The sequence below is a fragment of the Mesorhizobium sp. M1342 genome (assembly GCF_040317955.1).
In the GTDB taxonomy this organism is placed as follows: domain Bacteria; phylum Pseudomonadota; class Alphaproteobacteria; order Rhizobiales; family Rhizobiaceae; genus Mesorhizobium.
On sequence record NZ_JAMYLI010000004.1, the window covers coordinates 119,780 to 135,430 of the forward strand.

Consider the following 15,651-nt stretch of genomic DNA (forward strand, 5'->3'; position numbering starts at 1 on the left):
CTCCTCGGAGCGGCTGGACTGGAGGAATGGAAACAAACGTCGCCAGATAAGTAAAATTCAATAACTTTACTTAACCAGTAAAAATAATTTAGTATGCGGCATGAGAAACCTCACCCTTAAGCATTTCAAGACCGTCCAGGCAATCATCAAGTGCGGCAAAATTGTCAGCGCAGCCAAGATGTTAGGTCTGTCTCCTCCAGCGCTGACAATCCAGCTGCGGCAAGTGGAGGAAGAATTCCAGCTGGCTCTGTTCGACCGAACGTCGGACGGCATGCGTCCCACTGCCGCAGGTCGGGCTTTCGTCGAGACAGCGCAGGTTATCGAGGAGCATCTCGGTTTGCTCGAAGACAAGATGGATGCCATCAAGGGCGTACGCACCGGCAGCTTGAGGCTCGGCGTTGTTTCCACCGCCAAATATTTCGCGCCGCGGCTGATGGCTGCGTTCATGAAGGACCATCCCGACATCGACATGCGGCTTGCCATCGGCAACCGTGCCCAGACGATCGACAACCTCAGGAACCACGACATCGATATCGCGCTGATGGGGCGCCCGGCGAAGGAGGTTCCGGTGCGTGCTTCGGTCTTCGGCGATCACCCGCTGGTCATCATCGCGCCGCCCGACCATCCGTTGGTCGCGGCGCGCGATATCTCCAAGGAGCGCATCGCCGAGGAGCATTTCCTTATTCGCGAGCCCGGCTCCGGAACCCGCATCTCGTTGGAAATATTCCTGAGCGACGTACCTGGGCGCATCGACGACCTCGGTGTCGAGATGGCCTCGAACGAAACGATCAAGCAGGCGGTGATGGCTGGTCTCGGCATCGCCTTCATCTCTGCCCACACCATCGCTGCGGAAACCGAAGCAGGCCGGCTTGTCATCCTCGACGTTGTCGGCATGCCGATCCGCCGGCAATGGTTTTCGGTGATGCGAACCGATCACGCGATCTCGCCGGCCATGGCCACGTTCAACGATTTCCTGATGCGCAAGGGCGCGATGTATCTGCCCCTTTTCGGAAAGCTGTATCCAGACAAGGCGGGATGACATTGCACGAACGCAACGGATGAAAGCCCGGTGGATAACGCTCGCGATCGTTGGTGTTATATAAGCAATATGTTATGTTGCAGTGCGAAAGAGCGGGGGCCACGTCCTTTCACACCCGTAAGCGATCCGTATGTGCAACCCCTGCAGAAATCTCCCGGGTAGGGTTCGGGAATTCGATGGGGAAAAGGGGTAATGCTTTACACACTCGTTATGATGGTCTGCCTGACGGATGTACCGCGGACCTGCGAACAACGCGAACAAATGGTAGACGGTCTGGCGATGAATCCCGGGACTGCCTTCATGCAGGCGCAGCCGCTGGTGGCTCGGTGGATCGAGACGCATCCCGGTTATTTCGTGCAGCGCTGGCGTGTGCTGCCTGGCAGGGGGTCATGAGGCAGGCGCCAAGGTCTATTTCTTCACGACGAGCGTTTCCGAGACGGTCTTCGACAACTGGTAAAGCCGCTGCTCGATTATCGTGGGCACATCGCAGACATAAGTCAGCGACTGGACCCGTTCGGTGAAAATTCGCGTCGCGAAATTCAGCTGGTCGGTTCGCCGTTCGACTTCGTCCGGATCCGCATCGGCCTTGGCGCGCAGCGCGTCGACTTCGGATGCTTCCTTGCGCAACTGTGCCGCCATTTCGAGCTGTTTGTGCGCATAGCGGGAGATGCCGGAGATCACGTGCGAACGCTCGGCGTCCATATGGTCGAACATTCCCTGCACCAGCATCGTCATTTTTGGTGCGACCTGCTCGGCCGACAGGGAAGTCGCGAAATCCTTGATCTCTTTCTGGGCTTCGGCAATCGGCGTCCGCCGGGCCGCCACCGCCTCGACAAGCGCCGACACACGGGCATCCTTCGCCCAATCTTTCGCGGTCGCAGGAAGCTCCGGCCCATTCCAGATCTGGCCAAGCGAGAGCTGTGGCACCTTACGCTGCATGCAGGGCCAGTCGGGATCGGTGTTTGCCGCGCCGGCGCTCCCCATCGAGGCAAGCGTGGCGACCAGAACCAGAGTGTGAGCAAGCCTCATTCGCGCCATCAGGCGTTTCCTCCCATGTCCTGTTTGCGGATCACCAAACCGCGCGAAGGATCGTATGCGATGATGGCGCCGCCCAGAAACAGCAGCGTGCAGCCGGCGACGACGCCCAGCGACAGCCATTCGATCTGTCCGTAGAAGGCAAAGCGGATCAGTTCGACGGCATAGGTGAACGGGTTGCAGAGGCAGATCTTGTAGAGCAGCGGGCTCGCCTCCTGGATGCGCCACAAGGGATAGAGCGCCGGAGACGCGAAATAGCCGGGAAAGATGACGAAGTTCATGATGCCGGCGAAGTTTTCGAGCTGCTTGATCAGCGAAGACAAGAGCATACCGAGCGCGCAAAGCATCATGCCCGACAGGAACAGTGCCGGCAGCACGTAGAGGTAGCCGAGTGGCGGCGCCTTGACGCCCCACAACCAGGCAACGATCAGGAACGCGTAGACCTGCACGATCGATACGGCCACACCGGCCAGCATCTTCGACACCAGCAGGAACCAGCGCGGAAACGGGCTGACCAGCAGGATGCGCATGTTGCCCATCTCGCGGTCGTAGACCATCGACAGCGAAGACTGCATGCCGGAAAACAGCAGGATCATGCCGCAAAGGCCCGGTGTGATATAGACCTCGTAGAGCACATAGGTCTTGTAGGGCGGGATGATCGACACGCCGAGCACCTGGCGAAAGCCGGCGGCGAAGATGAACAGCCAGACGAGCGGCCGGACCAGCGAGGAAATGAAGCGTTCGCGCTGGTGCAGGAAGCGCAGGCACTCGCGCAGGACGACGCCTTTCAGGCAAATGAGATAGTGGCGCAGGCCGAATGGCTCAGACCGCACCGGCATGATGCCGGCGACCTTTCCAGGCATCGCAGGAGCGCTCATGGCGACGTCTCCGCCATGCCCGCCGCATCGACGCGGCTGAGCTTCGAAAAGGTTTCGCGAATCGAATTTCCACCGTTCGCACGGGTCACATCCGACACCTTGCCGCTCGCGACCAGATCACCCCGCCGCAGTATGACAACATGGTCGGCGTCTTCGACTTCGTCGATCAGATGCGTGGCCCAGAGCACGCCGATGCCCTCTGCCTGGACGAGCTTGCGGATGGTGGCGAGGATGCCCGCGCGGGATTCGATGTCGAGGCCGACGGTCGCCTCGTCAAGCAGGAGCAGGGAAGGTCGGTGAAGCAGCGCCCTGGCGATTTCGATGCGTCGCATCTGACCGCCGGAGAGGCTGCGTGCCTTGTCGTGCTGGCGGCCCTGCATGTCGACCGTTTCAAGCAGCGCGGCAATGCGCTGGCGAGCTTCGCGTCCGCCAATGCCATGCAGCGAGGCGTGGTAGGAGAGATTCTGGTAGACGCTGAGGTCGAGGTCGAGCGTGCGTGCCTGGAACACGATGCCGACCCGTCTGAGTGCTTCGCCGGACGCGCGGCGAATGTCATGGCCGAAGATGCGGATCGATCCGTGACGCGTGTCGTAGAGGTGGCTTATCAGTGAGAACAGCGTTGTCTTGCCGGCCCCGTTGAGGCCGAGCAGAACGGTGAAAGTCGCCGGCGCGATCGAGAAGGAGACGTCGTTGAGCGCCCGCTTCTGGCCATAGGAATGGCTGACGGCGCCGACATCGAGCGCCGCCACCTCTTCTCCCGGACCGTTTGTCCTCATATGCTGCATGCCGGGTCGCTCCTTCAGGACGCGTTGGCTATCTGGCGCCCTGGTCGCCTTTGTCTCACTTGATCGTAATCTTGCCCTTCAGTCCCTTGTCGGCAAGGTCGGGAACCGACCAGGTATATTCGCCCGGGCGAACGGTATGGAACTGCACCTGGATCGTTCCCGCATCGTCGAATTCCAGCCAGGCTGGTCCGCCGTCCATATGCACTTCCAAATCGTTGATGACGATCTGGTCCATCCAGACATTGCGGAAGAGGTCGGTCACGAACTTGTATTCGAAACCGCCTTTGGAGGTGATCTTCCAGCGATACCCCTGGCCGGCGATCAGCTCGAAGTCCTTCTGATTGACGGCATAGGTGGAATCGGCCGAACCGATAATCAATTCCGGCAGGTTCTTGCTGGCACGCGACGGTTTTGGTGTTGCGTCGTCGGCGCTTGCTCCGATCGGAGCAAGGACAAATCCGGCGAGCGCGGCGAAGAAAAACCTGCGGCAAAGTTTCATGTCTTGACCTCCCGATGATCAATGTCTGCTATTTGGGCGAAATGACCACACCCCAGGGCTGCTGGCCCACGGTGAGCGATTGGACCGGCTCGTCGGTGGCCGTGTCGATGAAGGTGATATCGTTGGAATTGCCATTAGTGGTGATTAGCGTTTTCTGGTCGGGCGTGAAGGCCAGATGCCAGACGCGCTGGCCGACGAGGATGTATTTCTCCACCTCGTAGGTATCGGTATTGATCACCGCGACATGGTTCGCCGGGCCGAGCGCGACATAGGCTTTCTTGCCATCGGCACTGATGGCGATGCCTACCGGCTGGATGGTTTCGGCCCGCAGTCCCTGAATCGCGAACTGGATCTTCTTCACCACTTCGCGTTTGGCGTTGTCGATGACGCTGACGGTGCCGCCAACCTCGGCGCTGACCCAGACCTGCGTGCCGTCGGGCTTGAAGTCGGCGAAGCGCGGGCGCGTGTCGACCAGCACGTTGTCGGTCACCTCATGCGTGCCGGTGTCGATGAAATGCGCCATGCTGGTGGTTTCCGAAGTGTTGACCATGGTCTTGCCATCGGGGCTGACACCCATGCCTTCCGGTTCCACGCCGACCGGAATCTCGGCCAGGACCTGCTTGCTTTCGACGTCGATGGCGGTGACGAGATTATCGTCCTCATTGGCGACATAAAGCGTCTTGCCGTCCGGCGAGAGCACGAACAATTCGGGATCGGGGCCGGATGGCAGCGTACCGACGATTTCAAGCGTCGCGGTATCGATGATCTGGACCGTATCGTCATCGCTGGCGCATAGGTAGACGAACTTGCCGTCATGCGAGATGGTGATGCCGCGCGGCCTCTGGCCGACTTCGACGGTCTTCATCACCTGCATCGTCGCCGTGTCGACGACGGTCATCGTGTTGTCCTTCTCGTTGGAAACGTAGGCCGTATAGGCCGATGCGGGGCTGACTGTCAGGCCGGCCGCGAGAATGGCGAATGCGCAAGCTCGTTTCTGCACGCAAATTCCTCCCGATTGACTCTACTTGAGAGCGCATTTCGTTTCCGGCTGATCGACACCGAGCGTGTCGAGTTCGGAGACCTGGTGAAGATAGCCCTCTTGTGGCGATGTCGAGACGACGGACTTGGTATCGCCAAGCAGGATCGGCTGGCGAAGCTGGAGGTTCCATTTGCGGAAGGTCAGCTTCTGCCCCTTGAAAGCAGCAACCGAAAAATCGTCAGAGCGCATGTAGTCGCTGATCTTTTTCGCATCGTCGCCGTTGGTGCGCGTGGTGGCCTCGCCGACGGCACGCACCGCCGTCCAGGCCGACATGTCCTTGGAGAGCATCCGCCGGCTCGTCGTCTTCAGGAAGCGGCTCTGCATCTGGATGCCGCCCCACTGTTCGCTGGCGGGATGCCACGACGATGCAACCAGACCGGCCGTGCCGGCGACCAGCCGCGGCGTCCAGGTGCGATAGGGCACGTAGGTCCCGAAAACCTCGCTTTCGTCGGCGACAAGCACCACGTCATGCTCCGGGAGATCTTGCGTGAACACGGAAATCTGCTGCTGTATCTGCGTGGCGCCGGTGTCGGTGCGCCTGGCTGTGCCGGTATCCTTGAATTCCTTCTCGGCGACGATCTGGCCGCCGAAGCGGGTCGCCGCGCGGCGCAACGCATCGGCGTAAAGATGATCCTGCTCATGCGATCCATAGAGCAGCACCCAATTCGGCCACTTCTTCACCATGAGATACTGCGCCAGCGCATCGGCCAGCATGCTGCGCGTCGGCGCGATATGGAAAACGTTGATGCGGCAGTCCTCCTCGCGAAGGCTGTCGTCGGTCGCGCCGACGTTGAAGATCAGCACGCCTTTTTCGCGGGCGATGTCGGCGATCGACAGCAATTGTTTTGCTGAAAGATCGGCGACCACATAGCGGTCGCCTTTGGCGATCAGGTCCTCGAATGCCCGAACCGCGTCGCCTTCGGGTTTGATCTCGGTCACGTCCAGGCTGAATTTCTGGTTGGTGAACTTTCCCGTCGTGTTGTTGTCGCCGATTGCCACCTCGGCGCCGGCGACACCTTCGTCACGTGGCGGCAGGTCGAGCATGGAAAGCGTCAATTGCGGTGCGTAGGCCCGCAAATAACCTATTTTGATTTCAGTTGTCTTTTTTTCCGGCTTCGCCACCGTTTCCTGGCCTGTCGCGTCGGAAACGTTGACGGTCAGGGAAAAAAAGCACAAAAAGGCAGCGAGAGTGCCTGGCACCGCGCTCGTCATCGATAGTAATTACCCATTCTTGCGCAAAGGTTCGACTGTTGCCGGACCCGCGCCAAGTCAAGGTGCCCATGATCAACTTAGCCGACCCGCAAAATTTATCAAACCCTATCGGACGACTTTTCGCGCCTGCCAGAACGGTGCGGAAAGTCGCCAGCGTCGATTCGCGTGGCAACACCGACGAGACGTGGCGCAGGGATCTCGACTGCCTTTATAAAAACGTCTTGTCCTCCAAGCTGGAGAAACTGTTCAAATGACCAGAATGCTGGCAAGCGTCACCGGCATCGAAGAGGCGGAGATCGCTCTTTCTGGAGGTGTCGACATCGTCGACCTGAAGGACCCGAAGGCGGGAGCCCTGGGCGCGGTGTCCACGGAAACCATGCGCCGAACGATTTCGTTCATCGCTGGTCGGGCTCCGGTCAGCGCGGTCTGCGGCGACCTGCCGATGGAGCCCGAAACGATCCGCATCAAGGCCGAAGAGATCGCGGCGACCGGCGTCGACTATGTGAAGATCGGATTTTTCCCTTCGGCAAATATCTCTGCCTGCGCACAGGCGCTCGAACCGCTCGCCGCACGAACGAAGCTGATTGCCGTGCTGTTTGCCGATCTGGCGCCGGACTTCGAACTTCTGCCGATATTCGCCAGGCATCGCTTCCATGGCGTGATGGTTGATACCGCGCAAAAGGGGAAGGGCCGGCTGCTCAATCATCTGCCGCCGGAGCGTATTCCGGGATTCGTCGATCGCACGAAATCGCTCGGTCTGATGGTCGGCCTGAGTGGATCGCTGGAAGCTCCGGATCTTCCGCGCCTCTTGCCTTTCGCTCCCGATTTTCTCGGCTTTCGGGGGGCGCTGTGTGGCCATTCCGGTCGCACGAGTTCGATCAGCGCCGAGGCGGTCTCGCAGATTCGAGAGTTGATCCCGGCGGAATCCGGGACCGGCGGTCAATCGAGTATCGACTATCGCCTGTTGGCGGCGAGAGGCTATTCGCCGGACACCGACCCGACACTGGGCACGGACAGGATTTTTGTGCGGGATTTTGTTCTGCCGGTCCAGATCGGTGCCTACAGCTTCGAGCATGGCCATACTCAAAAAGTGCGCTTTGATGTGACCGCCGACGTGCTGCAAATCACCGACCATCCCGAGGACATGCGCCATGTATTCTCTTATGACATCATCATGGACGGCATTCGCACCATCGTCGCGCGAGGCCATATCCAGCTCAGCGAGGCTTTGGCCGAGCAGGTGGCGGCGCACGTCCTGGAGAACCAGCGTGTCGTGCGCGTCACGGTAAGGGTGGAAAAGCTCGAGCTCGGCCCTGGCGGCGTCGGCGTCGAGATCGAACGCAAGCGCCAATCGGCGGGACGCGGTGCTGCCTCCGGCACTGCTGGCCGAAAAGACCGAAGCGTTGTTTTCCGACCGCGCCAGGAACGCCCCGAAATGCTCCGAAGGGCCATCGTCAAGCTTGGCGGCAGCACGGCCCATGCGGCGGAGATGAAGAGCTGGATCGCAGCGCTGGCGGGTTCCAGGCTGCCGATCGTCATCGTGCCCGGCGGCGGGCTCTTTGCCGATCATGTGCGCGAAACGCAGACCCGCATGGATTTTTCCGACACCGCCGCACATGCCATGGCGATCCTGGCCATGGAACAGTTCGGCCATGTCATCCTCGACCGGGACGAAAGGCTGACGCCGGCGCGGTCGCTGGATGAGATCGGGCGAGCGTTGGAGGCGGGGAAGGTTCCGGTGTGGCTGCCGTCCTCACTGGCACTGCCGGCGCTGGATGTTCCGGCCTCCTGGGACATTACCTCCGATTCTCTGGCCGCCTGGCTTGCCGGCAAGCTTGGCGCAGACGCGCTGTTGCTTATCAAACAGACCGGTGCATTCTTCGACGGCGATACCGCTGACAGCCTGAGGACCCGAGGCATTGTCGACCCAGGCTTTGCCGCCATGCTGCCTGACGGCGTCGATTTCCATCTCGCCGGTCCGAAGGATGCTGCCGAGGCCGGCGCGATGCTCGCGTTGGGCAAGCTGCCCGGCATCAGGATCGTGGCTTCAACAGGGTCGTCGGCAAAGAAGGCGGGATAGCCGATGGTGAAGCTGCATGTGCCGCGCTGGGCGTGGGTTTTGACGGGTTCCGGGCATTTTTTTACGGAGAGCTTCGCACTTGTTCGCCAACTCGAACACTGCGATGTCTTCGTGTCAAAGGCCGCCAACGAAGTGCTGCGCATGTACAAGCTCAAACTTGATTTCCCGGAGACGACGCGCGTGCTGCACGACAAGACCGCGAGCGCGATCCCGGTCGGCGAATTCTACCACGGTGTCTATCACACGGTCGTGGTGGCGCCGGCCACGTCCAACACGGTCGCCAAATGCGTGCATGGCATTTCCGACACGCTCGCCACCAATGTCTTTGCCCAAGCGGGAAAGTGCCGTGTGCCAGCCATCGTCTTTGCTTGCGACACCGCGCCGGAACTCGAAACCCAGGCACCGCACGGGCTAGTCAAGGTCTATCCGCGCGGGATCGACCTGGAAAATACCAAGCAGTTGAAGAGTTTCGAGCGGACCCAGGTGGTCGAGTCGCTCGCTGATCTCGAAGCCTCGCTCACACGGCGACAGGCCGAACTCGCAAGCGATGGCTGAGCGGCTGGTTTTTCTTACCGGCCATCTGGCCAAGGCGCGGCTGGAACGGCTGCTGGCCGGGCTGGGCAAAACCGAATTCGCGTGGGAAATCGTCGACGTCGGCGTCAAGGTCGCCGCGCTGATGAGCGAGGACATTGTGAAGCGTCGGCTCACTCTGACAGGAGACGTCGACCGCGTAATCCTGCCCGGACGCTATCGGGGAAACATCGAGCACCTGTCGGAGCATTTCGGCGTGCCTTTTGTGCGCGGCCCCGACGAGATCGCCGACCTTCCGGCCTTCCTTGGCCGGGCGGGCAAACCGCCGGATCTGACGCGTCACGATATGCGCATCTTCGCCGAGATCGTCGATGCGCCGATGCTGTCGGTCGAGGCACTGATGGCGAGGGCCTCGATGCTAGCTGCGGCCGGCGCCGATGTCATCGATCTGGGCTGCCTGCCGGAGACGCCGTTTCCGTTGCTGGCGGAGGCTGTGCGAGCGCTCAAGGCACGGGGATTCATGGTCAGCGTCGATTCGGCCAGCGTGGACGAACTGACGATCGGGGCACGCGCCGGCGCGGACTATCTTCTCAGCCTCGACGAGAACACGCTGCCGTTGATCTTCGACCATAGGGCTACGGCAGTGTTGATACCTTCCACGCCTGGCGATCTGGATTCGCTCGGCCGGGCCATCGAAGCCGCGCAAAAGGCCGGCGTTGCCTTCATTGCCGATCCCGTGCTCGACCCGATCCATTTCGGCTTCGCCGTTTCACTCGGGCGCTTCATCGAGGCGCGGCGCCGCTGGCCGGACGTCGAATTGCTGATGGGCACCGGCAATCTCACCGAATTGACCGACGCGGACAGTTCTGGTGTTACGGCCGTTCTAGCGGGACTCTGCTCGGAACTCCGGATCCGAAACGTGCTGGCGGTGCATGTCAGCCCACACACGGTGCGGACGATCGAGGAGCACGATATCGCCCGCCGCGTCATGTTGGCTGCTTGCACGGACGGCGCCTTGCCGCGCGGCTATCACCCAGGCCTGTTGCAGGTCCACGATCGCAAGCCTTTCACAGCCTCAACCGACGATATCGAGGCATTGGCGGCCCAGGTGCGCGATGCCAACTTCCGGATCGCGGTAGCGGAGGACGGCATCCATGTTTTCAATAGCAAAGGGCATGCAGTTGCCACGGATGCGTTCGAACTTTTTGCCGGGCTGGACGTCAACGCCGATGGCGCACACGCTTTTTACCTCGGCGCGGAACTGATGAAGGCCGAGATCGCGTGGCGCCTCGGCAAGCGTTATGTGCAGGACGAGCCGCTCGCATGGGGCGTTGCCACGCCGGCTCCCGAAACCGACCGTACCCGTCTTGCCGAGCCGGGCAAGACGCTTCGCGCAAGGAAAGAGCGCTAGGATCATGCCCTACATTCGAGAATCGATCATCACGACGGTCAACAAGGCAGGCAACGTCCACATCGCGCCGATCGGCATCATTGCCGAGAATGACGGCTGGGTGATTGCGCCGTTCCGGCCGTCGGTCACGCTCGACAATCTCGCCGAAGTGCCGTTCGCCATCGCCAATTATACCGACGACGTGCGTGTCTTTGCCGGCTGCCTGACAGGCCGCAAGCATTGGCCAATCGTTCCGGTTGACGGGTTTCCCGTGCCGAGGCTCGAGTCGGCGCTGGCGTATTCGGGCCTCGAAGTCCAGGCGGTCGATGACAATGGCGTGCGCCCCCGCCATTTCTGCCGCGTGGTGCGGGAGGAAGCGCTTGCGCCGTTCACCGGCCTCAACCGAGCCAAGGCGGCGGTGCTTGAGCTGGCCATCCTTGTCAGCCGGCTCGGCATGCTGCCGCGCGACAAGATCGAGGCGGAAATCGCCTACCTTTCGATCGCCATCGAGAAGACAGCTGGCGACGGTGAAAAGGAAGCCTGGGGCTGGCTGATGCAGCGTGTCAGCGATCACTTGACCGCCAAAGGTTCCGGTAGCGAGGACGCCCGAGCATAGACGCGAGCGCCGCAACCTGTTTACGAAGGATATCCCGCCAAAAGCGCTACCGCGGAAGCGGGTGCCGCGCTGCTCGCTTGGCCGCGAACGGTGTCATCCGCGGGGATGATGTCGGCGAAATCGACGTAACTGCGTTCCATGCGTTGGGCCAGTCGCTTGATCTGCCAGCGACCGCTTCCGGCGCCGACGATCGGGACGTCCCGAGGCAGGGTTCCGGCAACCAGCGACGCTGCATCGTGCACTTTGCGCAGTTGCTGCTCGCTGAACCAGCGCGCGACTTCACCCCATTCCGGCGGGGTCAGGTCAGTGGCGTCGCGCCCGACCATGCGCGCCAGCCGCGCGATCGAGCCATCCACGGTCTTTTCCTTGCCGTCGGCGGGAGGGTGCCTGTCGTCGTCCTCGTCGAGCACGCCCAGGATGCGATGCGCGTCGGCGATCGAGGCGAAATACTCGTTCATCAGCGGCGTTAGCCTGCCATGGACGGGAGCCGACGAGGCTACGCCGAACAGGAATGTCCTGGTGAAGCCGGTATAGACCAATTCGCCGGTTAGAAGCCGTCCGGCGTCGGTGTAGCCGTCATTGGCCACGGCGCCGTTCTTGATGGCAATGATATCGGTGGTGGTGGAGCCCATGTCGACGAACAGGGCATCGCCGGCGAGTTTTGCCACCAACAAGGCTGTCGCGTGCCAATTGGCGGAAGCCACATCGGCGGCTAGCTGCGCTGCCTGCTCGACCCCGACGAAACCGGATGGTCCGGCATAGACCAGCTTTTTGTCTGTGGGGAAATGGGTGGAAATCTGACCCAGCAGAGCCCCTACGCCGACATCGCGGGACGGAAAGATGTCCGACAGTTCGCCTGTCATGGTGAATGCGTTGAGATCCGCACCCGCGTAGATCGGAGCCGTTTCGTCGAGGGCTGACGCCAGCTTGTGCAGCCCTTGCCAGAGCGGCGTTGCGATCGTTACCGCCTCGACGATGCGACCGTCTTGTGCGCGGGTCACCTTCAGATGTGCACCGCCAATGTCGAAACCGGCAATGATGCCCTTTCTTTTTTCCACGCTTCAAGCTTTCATGACGGGGGCAATTGGTCGGTGAAAAAAGCGTTGCGTATCATTCCGGTTCTCGACCTGAAAGACGGCGTGGTGGTTCGCGCCCAGCAGGGAAAACGCGATCGCTACAGGCCGATCGTTACGCCGCTCAGCCGAAGCCCTGATGTCGTCGCGGTCGCTGAAGGACTGCGTGGGCTTTATCCTTTTTCGACCTTCTACATCGCGGATCTGGACGCTATCGAAGGCGGTGTGCCAAACAGCGACGCACTCGCCCGGCTGAGGACGATGGCGGAGCCGCCGGAACTTTGGGTCGATGCCGGTGTGGCCGACGAAAAGACACTTTTGGCGGCGCTTGCCGAACGCTCGCTGTCTCCTGTTTTGGGCTCTGAATCGCAGCGGGACGACATGCTGCTGCGGCGTTTTCGCGATCATCCCGATCTCATCCTGTCCCTTGATTTCGTCGGCGATAGTTTTTGCGGACCGCGTTCTCTTCTCGATGAGCCCGAGCTTTGGCCTCAAAAGGTGATTGTCATGACGCTGGCCAAGGTCGGTGCGGCCGCCGGTCCCGACTTCGGGCGGTTGCAGGAGGTCAAGGCCAAGGCCGGAAATCGCGCCGTCATCGCGGCCGGCGGCGTCCGAGATGAGACCGACATCAGCGCCTTGTCCGCGATGGGTGTCGCCGCGGCGCTGGTCGCAACCTCATTGCACAACGCTACGCTCACCCCCGGCCGCCTCGCGTCACTCGGCGCCTGACAATCGTCGCTCGTCAACTCCCGAAGGGCGAGCGCCCTTCGGGAGTTGACGTTTCAAAAGCCCAGAACCTTTTTCAGCCGGCGCAACAGACCATCCGTCTCAGAAGAGGGTTTTTCCTGTGCGGGGCTGTCTCTTGTCTAGGCTGCGAACGGATGCTTGACCTTGTCGCGCTGGGCCGTTGCTTCGGCGGCGGTCGGCGTTCCTGCAACGGCGCGCTGGATAGCTTCCTTTGTCGCCTCGTAATTGTATTTCTGGATCTTGGCGTCGTCCGCCGCGTCCCAATGGATGAATACCCCGACGCAGATGAACACGTCGTCCGCTTCGTTGGCCGGAATGGTCCCGTCCGCGACGCTGTCCTGCACGGCCTTTGCCACGGCGTGCTGCGCCGGGCCGAACATCTGGACCGCCTGCTTGGCGCCCTTGATCGTGACCTTGTTGAACATCACGGTGTTGGGTTTGCATTGAAGATTGGGCGCGATCACCGCCAAAAGCGAAGTAAAGCCGTCCTTGTTGTTGGTAAGCGCGTTGCAGAATGCCGTTTCGACCGCGCTCCCCCGCGGGCCGATGAGCAGGTCGACATGCGCGACTTCGTTGCCGTCTCCCACCAGCGATTCACCGACCATAACCTTTGAGATTTTTGCCATGCCAATTTCCTCCAAGACACAATTATGGTGTCCACGGACGCTGCAACCGAGCAGGCGCTCGATGGACAGCTATCCTTGTTGGCAGCGTCCGGATTTGCCCGGACCGGTTGGCTAGATAGCCGCGGAAGCACAGCTTCCGCTTTTGGAAGTCAAGCACCAACGCCGCGATTATGCAAGGTGAGGGCGAGGGTGTGGACTAAAAGAGTAGCCACGGTGAGGTCGGCCGAGGTGCCGGGATTGATGTTGTCGGCCTTTAACCGACGGTCGAACTCCATGAGCAGGCGAATGCGAGACGGTTCGTCGCCCTCGGCATGGAGCGCCGCCTGGACGGCAACGGCTTCCTGCCGCGCCTGATTTGCGACGTCAACGCCGTGCTTGCGCATCACATGGCTGTCGGGGAAGTCGGCGAAAAACGCCATGTAGACGAATATCGTCGGCCACATGCCGGTTTCTCCACGTGCCAACGCTCCATCCAGCGCCGCGAGCCCGACCCCGAACACGTCGCCGAAACAGCTGCCGTACTGGCGGGCGATCATGTCGCGGTCGGTGGCCTCCCGCATCGCGTCCAGCAAATGGATCTTCGGCTCCTGCCGCACATCGTTGGCGGCTTCTCCGAGGCCACCTGGCGCGGCCGTGACGATCGCCTCGAACACCGCCTTGGTATCCTGCACGCTCAAAGCCCGAAGCAGCGAGTCGAGATTGTCCTGCAGTCTGTCACCGCTCATTTCGGCGGCGCATATCAGTGGCCCTGTCAGAAGGATGATTCCGAGATTGGTATTGGTTGCGACCGCCAGTCGGGTCGCGCGCACCGCCTCCAGCATGCGCTGTCCGACCGGCAGACGAGGATCGGTCAGCGGCCCGGAAGAAACCTCCGCACTCATCATGAATTGAGCGGCCGACATGCCGTGTCCGTCGGCGAACAGATGGACGTTGCCCGGTTTGAGGGCTTCGATCTCCATCCTGCAGGCATCCTTGTAGCTGGCCCGGAGGCGTTCACGCGATAGCGCCAACCTAGCGGCCCTCACGAATTCGCAGGCGCGGCGAAACGGTAGGGCCGCGGCGCGGCGGCCGCTTCGGCGCGGTCGGCCAGGAGTTTCAGCAAGGCATCGGCGATTGCTTCGGCGATGTTCACGGCGACCACCGATTGCAATCCCGACCAGGCGGGCATGCTGTTCACTTCGAGTATGAACAGATTGCCGTCGTCAGCCCGCACGATGTCCACGCCGGCAAAATCCGCGCCGACCGCGGCTGACGCGGCGACAGCCAGCGAGGCCAGTTCCGCCTTGCCATGTTCGGAAACCTGTTCCGGCACGCCGCCCCTGTTGACGTTCGTGATCCAGTCGTCGCTGATGCGGCTCATCATCGCCACGGTCTCGCCGGCGCAGACAAAGACGCGAAAATCCCGGAAAGGCGGACCGGCACGCGACACATATTGCTGAAGGTAGTAGACGCTGTTCACCTCTTCTGCGGCCGGCAGGTCCGAGAGCGTGCGGATCAGCTTTATCCCGCGGCCTTGCGCGCCGAACAATGGTTTCAGCACCAGCGGTCCCCGCGGAAGCTCTTGCGCCGCGATCTCCTCGGCGACGGCAAGTCCTTCTACGGCAAAGGTGCGTGGCGTAGGCAGGCCGGCATTTTTCAAGAGGAATGTCGTCATCGACTTGTCGACGCAGCGCTCGATCGCCTGCGCGGAATTCCACACGGGAACCGACAGTCTGCTTAACGCGTGCAGCACGCCGAGGCGCCGGGTAATCGCTTCGAACGATCCAGCGGCGATCGAACGGACGAGCACGGCGTCGGGCAGCGTGCCGCCGAAGCCAGGGATCGAAAGCCCGCTCGGGCTGCCGGTGTCGAATGCGATAGCCGCCAGCGGCGCGGCTGCAACGGCGGCGCCCCGCCGACCAAGCCCTACCGCCAGGCCGTTGGAGCCGGTGTCCACTTTGTCGCTGACGATCAGGATGCGAGGGATCATGTGGCCTCTCGGGTGCGGGAATGTCGGCGGCGCGAGCGATTCCACGCCCTCATTGCCGCGTCCGCGGCAGGGCTGCACGAAATGCAGTCGTCGGGCAGGCGAATGACGGACGAATCCCTTTGCACCGCCATC

Annotated in this window: 17 protein-coding genes; 7 read left to right on the forward strand and 10 right to left on the reverse strand. The window is 61.5% G+C overall.

All coding sequences use genetic code 11. The annotated features are described in order from the left end of the window. Nucleotides 1-100: 100 nt before the first annotated feature. Nucleotides 101-1,039: a LysR family transcriptional regulator gene (locus tag NKH06_RS05480; RefSeq protein ID WP_127319312.1), complete on the forward strand. Its 939-nt coding sequence runs from the start codon at nucleotides 101-103 to the stop codon at nucleotides 1,037-1,039. Nucleotides 1,040-1,231: 192 nt separating this feature from the next. Beyond that, nucleotides 1,232-1,432 (forward strand): hypothetical protein, encoded by a 201-nt coding sequence (locus NKH06_RS05485; RefSeq protein WP_023810407.1) that lies wholly within the window; start codon nucleotides 1,232-1,234, stop codon nucleotides 1,430-1,432. A 15-nt stretch (nucleotides 1,433-1,447) separates the two neighbouring features. On the opposite strand, the gene NKH06_RS05490 is transcribed toward NKH06_RS05485, so the two are convergent. From NKH06_RS05490 to NKH06_RS05515, 6 genes are read right to left on the reverse strand one after another with little or no spacing between them, the layout of a single operon-like run. Further along, nucleotides 1,448-2,077, reverse strand: a complete 630-nt coding sequence (locus NKH06_RS05490) for a hypothetical protein (protein WP_023810408.1) — start codon at nucleotides 2,075-2,077, stop codon at nucleotides 1,448-1,450. Beyond that, complete coding sequence (locus NKH06_RS05495) at nucleotides 2,077-2,913, reverse strand: lanthanide ABC transporter permease protein PedC (RefSeq protein ID WP_050580490.1); 837 nt, start codon at nucleotides 2,911-2,913, stop codon at nucleotides 2,077-2,079. Before NKH06_RS05495 ends, NKH06_RS05490 begins: the two co-directional genes overlap by 1 nt. A gap of 35 nt (nucleotides 2,914-2,948) precedes the next feature. Continuing rightward, a complete protein-coding gene (locus NKH06_RS05500; RefSeq protein ID WP_128303321.1) occupies nucleotides 2,949-3,737 on the reverse strand; it encodes a lanthanide ABC transporter ATP-binding protein PedB/LutE in 789 nt (262 codons plus the stop codon). A 55-nt stretch (nucleotides 3,738-3,792) separates the two neighbouring features. Continuing rightward, entirely contained in the window at nucleotides 3,793-4,236 is a 444-nt protein-coding gene (locus NKH06_RS05505) for a hypothetical protein (RefSeq protein ID WP_023810411.1), read from the reverse strand. Nucleotides 4,237-4,264: 28 nt separating this feature from the next. Further along, entirely contained in the window at nucleotides 4,265-5,236 is a 972-nt protein-coding gene (locus NKH06_RS05510; RefSeq protein ID WP_352440192.1) for a YVTN family beta-propeller repeat protein, read from the reverse strand. 21 nt (nucleotides 5,237-5,257) lie between these two features. Further along, nucleotides 5,258-6,487 (reverse strand): lanthanide ABC transporter ABC transporter substrate-binding protein PedA1, encoded by a 1,230-nt coding sequence (locus NKH06_RS05515; protein ID WP_352440193.1) that lies wholly within the window; start codon nucleotides 6,485-6,487, stop codon nucleotides 5,258-5,260. Between the two features lie 250 nt (nucleotides 6,488-6,737). On the opposite strand from NKH06_RS05515, the gene NKH06_RS05520 reads away from it, so the two are divergent. From NKH06_RS05520 to NKH06_RS05535, 4 genes are read left to right on the forward strand one after another with little or no spacing between them, the layout of a single operon-like run. Then, a complete protein-coding gene (locus tag NKH06_RS05520; protein ID WP_352630231.1) occupies nucleotides 6,738-8,567 on the forward strand; it encodes a (5-formylfuran-3-yl)methyl phosphate synthase in 1,830 nt (609 codons plus the stop codon). A gap of 3 nt (nucleotides 8,568-8,570) precedes the next feature. Next, nucleotides 8,571-9,122 (forward strand): flavoprotein, encoded by a 552-nt coding sequence (locus NKH06_RS05525; RefSeq protein ID WP_352630229.1) that lies wholly within the window; start codon nucleotides 8,571-8,573, stop codon nucleotides 9,120-9,122. After that, nucleotides 9,115-10,509: a DUF6513 domain-containing protein gene (locus NKH06_RS05530; protein WP_352892461.1), complete on the forward strand. Its 1,395-nt coding sequence runs from the start codon at nucleotides 9,115-9,117 to the stop codon at nucleotides 10,507-10,509. The genes NKH06_RS05525 and NKH06_RS05530 overlap by 8 nt, the downstream gene beginning before the upstream one ends. Before the next feature lie 4 nt (nucleotides 10,510-10,513). Next, nucleotides 10,514-11,104: a DUF447 domain-containing protein gene (locus tag NKH06_RS05535; RefSeq protein WP_352892462.1), complete on the forward strand. Its 591-nt coding sequence runs from the start codon at nucleotides 10,514-10,516 to the stop codon at nucleotides 11,102-11,104. Between the two features lie 20 nt (nucleotides 11,105-11,124). Here NKH06_RS05535 and NKH06_RS05540 read toward each other — a convergent pair whose 3' ends face one another. Beyond that, a complete protein-coding gene (locus tag NKH06_RS05540) occupies nucleotides 11,125-12,162 on the reverse strand; it encodes a hydantoinase/oxoprolinase family protein (protein WP_352892463.1) in 1,038 nt (345 codons plus the stop codon). Between the two features lie 33 nt (nucleotides 12,163-12,195). Between NKH06_RS05540 and NKH06_RS05545 the strand changes: the two genes are divergently transcribed. Beyond that, on the forward strand, nucleotides 12,196-12,906 hold the full coding sequence (locus tag NKH06_RS05545) for a HisA/HisF-related TIM barrel protein (protein WP_128303328.1): 711 nt from the start codon (nucleotides 12,196-12,198) through the stop codon (nucleotides 12,904-12,906). A gap of 137 nt (nucleotides 12,907-13,043) precedes the next feature. On the opposite strand, the gene fae is transcribed toward NKH06_RS05545, so the two are convergent. The 3 genes from fae to NKH06_RS05560 form a co-directional block, all read right to left on the reverse strand. After that, nucleotides 13,044-13,550, reverse strand: a complete 507-nt coding sequence (fae, locus tag NKH06_RS05550; RefSeq protein ID WP_013532036.1) for a formaldehyde-activating enzyme — start codon at nucleotides 13,548-13,550, stop codon at nucleotides 13,044-13,046. 149 nt (nucleotides 13,551-13,699) lie between these two features. Continuing rightward, nucleotides 13,700-14,575, reverse strand: coding sequence for a triphosphoribosyl-dephospho-CoA synthase (locus NKH06_RS05555; protein ID WP_352440195.1), 876 nt, complete (start codon nucleotides 14,573-14,575; stop codon nucleotides 13,700-13,702). Then, the gene (locus tag NKH06_RS05560; RefSeq protein WP_352610620.1) at nucleotides 14,572-15,519 is read right to left on the reverse strand and encodes an ATP-grasp domain-containing protein; all 948 of its coding nucleotides are present in this window, start codon (nucleotides 15,517-15,519) and stop codon (nucleotides 14,572-14,574) included. Before NKH06_RS05560 ends, NKH06_RS05555 begins: the two co-directional genes overlap by 4 nt. Nucleotides 15,520-15,651: the final 132 nt, after the last annotated feature.

Excerpts from the sequence above, each read along its gene's own strand:
- NKH06_RS05480 (WP_127319312.1), top strand. The coding sequence starts at position 101 with ATGAGAAACCTCACCCTTAAGCATTTCAAGACCGTCCAGGCAATCATC.
- NKH06_RS05485 (WP_023810407.1), top strand. The coding sequence starts at position 1,232 with ATGCTTTACACACTCGTTATGATGGTCTGCCTGACGGATGTACCGCGG.
- NKH06_RS05490 (WP_023810408.1), bottom strand. The coding sequence starts at position 2,077 with ATGGCGCGAATGAGGCTTGCTCACACTCTGGTTCTGGTCGCCACGCTT.
- NKH06_RS05495 (WP_050580490.1), bottom strand. The coding sequence starts at position 2,913 with ATGCCGGTGCGGTCTGAGCCATTCGGCCTGCGCCACTATCTCATTTGC.
- NKH06_RS05500 (WP_128303321.1), bottom strand. The coding sequence starts at position 3,737 with ATGCAGCATATGAGGACAAACGGTCCGGGAGAAGAGGTGGCGGCGCTC.
- NKH06_RS05505 (WP_023810411.1), bottom strand. The coding sequence starts at position 4,236 with ATGAAACTTTGCCGCAGGTTTTTCTTCGCCGCGCTCGCCGGATTTGTC.
- NKH06_RS05515 (WP_352440193.1), bottom strand. The coding sequence starts at position 6,487 with ATGACGAGCGCGGTGCCAGGCACTCTCGCTGCCTTTTTGTGCTTTTTT.
- NKH06_RS05520 (WP_352630231.1), top strand. The coding sequence starts at position 6,738 with ATGACCAGAATGCTGGCAAGCGTCACCGGCATCGAAGAGGCGGAGATC.
- NKH06_RS05525 (WP_352630229.1), top strand. The coding sequence starts at position 8,571 with ATGGTGAAGCTGCATGTGCCGCGCTGGGCGTGGGTTTTGACGGGTTCC.
- NKH06_RS05530 (WP_352892461.1), top strand. The coding sequence starts at position 9,115 with ATGGCTGAGCGGCTGGTTTTTCTTACCGGCCATCTGGCCAAGGCGCGG.
- NKH06_RS05535 (WP_352892462.1), top strand. The coding sequence starts at position 10,514 with ATGCCCTACATTCGAGAATCGATCATCACGACGGTCAACAAGGCAGGC.
- fae (WP_013532036.1), bottom strand. The coding sequence starts at position 13,550 with ATGGCAAAAATCTCAAAGGTTATGGTCGGTGAATCGCTGGTGGGAGAC.
- NKH06_RS05560 (WP_352610620.1), bottom strand. The coding sequence starts at position 15,519 with ATGATCCCTCGCATCCTGATCGTCAGCGACAAAGTGGACACCGGCTCC.